We start from the raw sequence: 4,640 nt of genomic DNA on the forward strand, positions 1-4,640 counted from the left end.
GGAAGGCATTGGCGATGGCGCCTTGGGAGATGCTCAGGCCGAATAGTTCCGATGCAATGCGCGACAGGCGCTCGAAACTGACATGATGGCTGTGGTGCAGATAGGCGAGCAAGGCGTGGATGCCGGGTCCAAACGGGGTTCCCGGCTCCATGCCGGCAGGAGCCTGCGCACGATAACGGTGTCCACATCCCCGGCAGCGCCCACCCAGCAGTTCCACCCGGGTCACGACCGGGTGGATCGGTGGCAGGTCGATATGATCGTAACGATGCCGGCATCGCTGCGTCTGGCCGGAAACGTCGCCTCCGCAATGGCCGCAGGCTGCAGCGATGACCCGCTCGATCTTGTCTGGCGTTTCCGCAAGTGGGCGATGCTTGCCTTCACGCGAAGGGCGCTTGCCCGGCTTCGCCTTGCGGCCTTTGCCTCCACCCTTGCCGAAATCATCCTTCGAGGGCGGGACATGCGAGTTCTTCGACGTCTTGCGAGGCTTGCCGACCAGTTCTTCCAGTTCGGAAATCCGCGCCGCCGTACGCTCGATCATATCGTGCTGCGCGAGCAGAAGCTCGTTCTTCTCGGCTTCGCTCAGGACATGAAGCGGGGGCGGTGGCATGCACAGGGTGAATCAGGCATTCGCATACCGCGCAACACCTTTCTGCCAACCCCGTGAGCAATTACCGGTTAGCTGCCACTCGCGATTATGGCGCACGTCGGTTTCGCCATAACGTCAATCCTGCATCCGACCGGGCTTGTCGTATGACTTGCGGTAACGCCATTGCCTGTCCGATCTCGACCAAACTACGTCATCGGGCATAGCTTTGCGGAACGCATCTAGGACCGGCTTAACGATGGCCAGATTGCCGTTCGCGTTTTGATACGTCAGCGACTTGTCGATTTTCACAAGTTTGTATGCGACCGTTTCCTGATCGAGATACTTTCGTTGCGAAAGTTCATCGACCATCCATGCGGCGGCTTCGGCGGGGGTCATTCTACGTCAGCCAGTTTAAGCGCCGCTTCAGCAAAAATCTTATGACTATCCTTGGCCCCGGCGAACCACGAGCATCCATACGAAACTTCGCCCGAATGCAGGTTGTTGACCCGCTCGACGGTCATTACAGGACCACCGGATTTCAGTTCGACCAAATCGTCGGGCTTAAATTTGTCAGCCATACGTCGCTCCCTTTGTTGGAGATTACGTAGGTTAGCATCGGTGGAATATCAATCCGATAGACATTGCGACGCCAGAATCCACGTAGGCGCGATCCACCGGCTTACAGGACGACGAAAAATTATTTTTGAACCCGCACCGATCGTGCGGCGGAATACAGCGGTAAGGAATGCACAAGGGGGGGAATGCGGTGAATTGCACGACGACGATCGACTGGGCAGCCACCGGGGCCATGCTTTCTGGGATAGGAACGGTGGTGGGCGCGCTGGCTGTGATTGGCGCAGCATTCATAGGCTCGCGCACCTTTGAAAACTGGAAGCGGCAGAAGCTGACCGAACGGCACATTGAGCAGGCAGAGCGCATCTTGACAGCGACCTATAAGGTGCGGCGCGGACTGTCGCGCGTTCGCAGCCCGGCGATGTGGGGGAATGAGACCGACACCGCCGAAGAACAGCTTAAGGCAAGCGGCGCGTGGGAAAAGACCTTCCCCGAAAATGAGCGCAGGAGCCTTGCTACCAAACAGGCCTATTACAACCGCATCAACGCAACCGGCGATGACCAGCGGGCGTTGGAGGAGTGCCAGCCCATGGCGCGTGCATTTTTCGGCGAGGATCTGGAGAACGCCCTTGAGAAGCTGAACCGCCAGTTCTGGACGGTAAAGGTGTACGTGGACGCGAATCACAGTGACAAAGCTGGTGCCGATGCCGACTTTCGGAGAAAAATCGAGAGCACGATTTGGGAGGGTTACCCCAACGCCCAGGAAAACGAGGTGGATCAGATTATCGCCGCCCAGGTCAAGCTGATCGAAGACACTTTGGTGCCGGTTCTGCGTACGGCCAAGCCGCCGAAGTGAGCGCCGCGCAACAGAGCCATAGCTAGTTAGAAAAATCGCTCTGAGCGGCGACAAATTACCGACGTCTGAAGTGCAGCTTTTCCTCGCCTCATGCAGCAGCGATGCTGAATGAATGGCCGCTTTCATATCTCGGAAATTCGGACTCCTACGCCCGAAAGGGGCACATCTGCGACTGGCTGATTTTAATTGGCAACGATGTCGTATGGCTCAATCGAATTGATCCTCACCCGGATAATGGAATCCAATCTGTCGCGACGCAGAGCGACTGGCAGAATGCCGCAGCCGATGCAGCGATAGCAGCCCAACGGCTCCAAGCGCTCTGCCGCTTCAAAGTGAATTCCATGTCTGAACCATCGAAGAGCGTCCATGCCGCATAGCCGGTACGCCCATGCCTTGCAAAATGCTTCTCGCGCTCGATGTTTGCGTTTTCGGGAGAGACGCGGACCACGGCCGATCGCCACCAGAGGGCTGCGGCGACGATCGATAACACGGCTGTCAGTACGGCAAGGACAGACTTGATGATTATGATCACACCTGCGGTCATAGGCCCTCGTTTCGCTTGATCTCTTTGGAGACCAAGCTTGGTACACGCGAACGACCGGTTCTGAAATCTGCGAACTTATCCATGAGTGGCAAAGATGGGCGCTAGCCGCCCCTTCCGACGTCGACCCAGACCTGCCGTTCAACCTGTCGGATCACCAAGGAGTTGCTGGAAGCATGGGAGGTGGAGGACGCTGAGCTTGAGAAGGAAGATGGCGAGCACTATTTCTAACATCCACCCACGAAAACCCAGCCGCGTCAGCCTAGATCACTAGGCTGACGCAGGTCCTCGACCGTCACACCCCTCAGTTGGTGGAGTGCCTGGGAGTTGCCTCTTGAAACCGTTGACATCACTAGATTAATTGATTTGTAGCGTCTACTGAAAAAGTATGACGACGCTTATATTATGGACTGCAGTGGACTCCCGAGGGCCAAGTGCGATTTATGTTGCCAGTGACAGCCGAATTACGTGGGGGACGGCGCATTCACGTTGGGATAGCGGCCGAAAAGTGTTTTCAGGAGGGAAATTCCCTGACATATTTGGTTATGCGGGGGATGTACTTTTCCCATCACTCGTAATTTCCCAGGTAACTGAATTGTCTGAGCAGGGATTTCTGTGGCAGAATTCACATGATGCTGAAGAACGTCATGCAATATTTATTGATTCTATGAAAAATTCTATTGGCAGAAGGCATAACTCGCCCGACCAAGATTTTCATATTTTCCATGGCGCGCGAGATGGAGCAGGTCTTAGCTGCACTTTCAAGGCTTGGAAAACTAGCTATTCAGTGAGCAAGCGAGAGTTCATTGACCGCGCCATCGACGTATACGTTGGCGATCCGCGATCACGATTGCTTGCCGCTGTGGGAAGTGGCGAAGATGCGTTCATGAATGAAATAGTTCAATGGCAGTCTTCATCGCAAACGAATACGTCTCGCGCGATTTACAGCGCATTTTGTGACGCCTTGCATAACAAAATCGACCCATTAAGTGGCGGATCCCCTCAATTGGTAGGGCTTTATCGAAAGGCTTCTGCAAAAGTTTTCGGTCATGTCGATGGAAATGGGTGTCATGTACTGGGCCTGCCAGTTGATCCGAGCGCGTTGTCATCCGAAATTGAATGGAGAGATCGACTTTTCCAACGCGTGTGCCCGCATACAGGGGATATCGTTCCCGGAGCCCAAAGGCAATTCCGCGACCAAAGATAACTGCTGCGTAGGTGCCAGATGGGTGATTTTAGTAACGTGCCGGACTCGCACCGACGACCTCCGATTACAAAACGGACGCTTTACTGGCTAAGCTAACGTCCGGATCAGCTCTATCAGTCATTTAGGTGTCTGAAAAGATACAAATTTCAGTAATAGAGTGGCCTCTGGTTTGTTTGATATCGTGAGGCCTGTTTTCGAGGCTTGGGAAAGGAACGGTGAACGGCCACCATACAGGCGCGGGCTTTCTGCGTACTAACGCCGTTGTGCGTCTGCTATCGCCACTTCGACTACCCAGAGCGGACCGAGCAGAGAGTCCCAACCTCAGACGTTCCTACCGCAACGGTACCGTAAGCCTCCGGGTCGGAGGCGCTACCGCTCGATGGGGCCACGGGCGGCGAAGCCAATGCTCCACCGCCCGCGATTGACAGTTACTCGCCCGCCGGCTCGACGGCGGTTGGGTTAGAAGGCGCCGACTTCGGCGCCCGCGCCATGCGCTTTTTCGGCGCAGACTTCTTCGGTGCAGCCGCCTTCGCCTCAACTGCGTCCGCCGGTCCATCGGTCGCAGCCGCATCCGTGGAGGCTGTGGCTCCGGTTTCAGCCGACTTCGGAGCCCCGCCTTGCCCGGCCGCCTTGCCAAACAGCCCGAGCTTACCACGCCGCTTGGGCGCGGCTGCCCCGCCCTCCGCGGAGGTCACTTCATCGGCGACTTCTTCAGCGGCCTTGGCCGAAGCGGCAGCACTTGGCTTGGCGGCAACGCTCCGCTTCGCAGCAGTCTTGCTGACAGCCTTGGTGCCCTTCCCCGCCGCCGGTCGCTTCGAAGCCTTGGTCGGTGCCGGCGATGCGTTGTCCTCCACTGGCACTTCAGGCGCAGCAACTG

5 protein-coding genes, 1 tRNA gene and 2 pseudogenes are annotated in these 4,640 nt (G+C 56.6%); 2 read left to right on the forward strand and 6 right to left on the reverse strand.

Annotated elements, in window-relative coordinates; genetic code table 11:
• The 3 genes and pseudogenes from PMI02_RS20730 to PMI02_RS26570 all read right to left on the reverse strand — a co-directional run.
• A pseudogene (locus PMI02_RS20730) lies at nt 1-607 on the reverse strand (IS66 family transposase); the annotation flags it as partial.
• 114 nt (nt 608-721) lie between these two features.
• The gene (locus tag PMI02_RS20735) at nt 722-982 is read right to left on the reverse strand and encodes a hypothetical protein (RefSeq protein WP_007686578.1); all 261 of its coding nucleotides are present in this window, start codon (nt 980-982) and stop codon (nt 722-724) included.
• Nucleotides 979-1,164: a YodC family protein gene (locus PMI02_RS26570; RefSeq protein ID WP_007686580.1), complete on the reverse strand. Its 186-nt coding sequence runs from the start codon at nt 1,162-1,164 to the stop codon at nt 979-981. Before PMI02_RS26570 ends, PMI02_RS20735 begins: the two co-directional genes overlap by 4 nt.
• 188 nt (nt 1,165-1,352) lie before the next feature.
• On the opposite strand from PMI02_RS26570, the gene PMI02_RS20745 reads away from it, so the two are divergent.
• Entirely contained in the window at nt 1,353-2,015 is a 663-nt protein-coding gene (locus PMI02_RS20745; RefSeq protein ID WP_162130168.1) for a hypothetical protein, read from the forward strand.
• Nucleotides 2,016-2,238: 223 nt separating this feature from the next.
• Here the strand turns inward: PMI02_RS20745 and PMI02_RS27360 are convergent, their stop codons facing one another.
• Nucleotides 2,239-2,559: a hypothetical protein gene (locus tag PMI02_RS27360; RefSeq protein ID WP_007686584.1), complete on the reverse strand. Its 321-nt coding sequence runs from the start codon at nt 2,557-2,559 to the stop codon at nt 2,239-2,241.
• Between the two features lie 385 nt (nt 2,560-2,944).
• Between PMI02_RS27360 and PMI02_RS27365 the strand changes: the two genes are divergently transcribed.
• Nucleotides 2,945-3,763, forward strand: coding sequence for a hypothetical protein (locus tag PMI02_RS27365; RefSeq protein WP_007686586.1), 819 nt, complete (start codon nt 2,945-2,947; stop codon nt 3,761-3,763).
• A gap of 29 nt (nt 3,764-3,792) precedes the next feature.
• Here the strand turns inward: PMI02_RS27365 and PMI02_RS20750 are convergent.
• A tRNA-Thr gene (locus tag PMI02_RS20750) sits at nt 3,793-3,865 on the reverse strand.
• 326 nt (nt 3,866-4,191) lie between these two features.
• Nucleotides 4,192-4,640: pseudogene (locus tag PMI02_RS20755) on the reverse strand (hypothetical protein); the annotation flags it as partial.

It is taken from the genome of Novosphingobium sp. AP12, assembly GCF_000281975.1.
In the GTDB taxonomy this organism is placed as follows: Bacteria; Pseudomonadota; Alphaproteobacteria; order Sphingomonadales; family Sphingomonadaceae; genus Novosphingobium.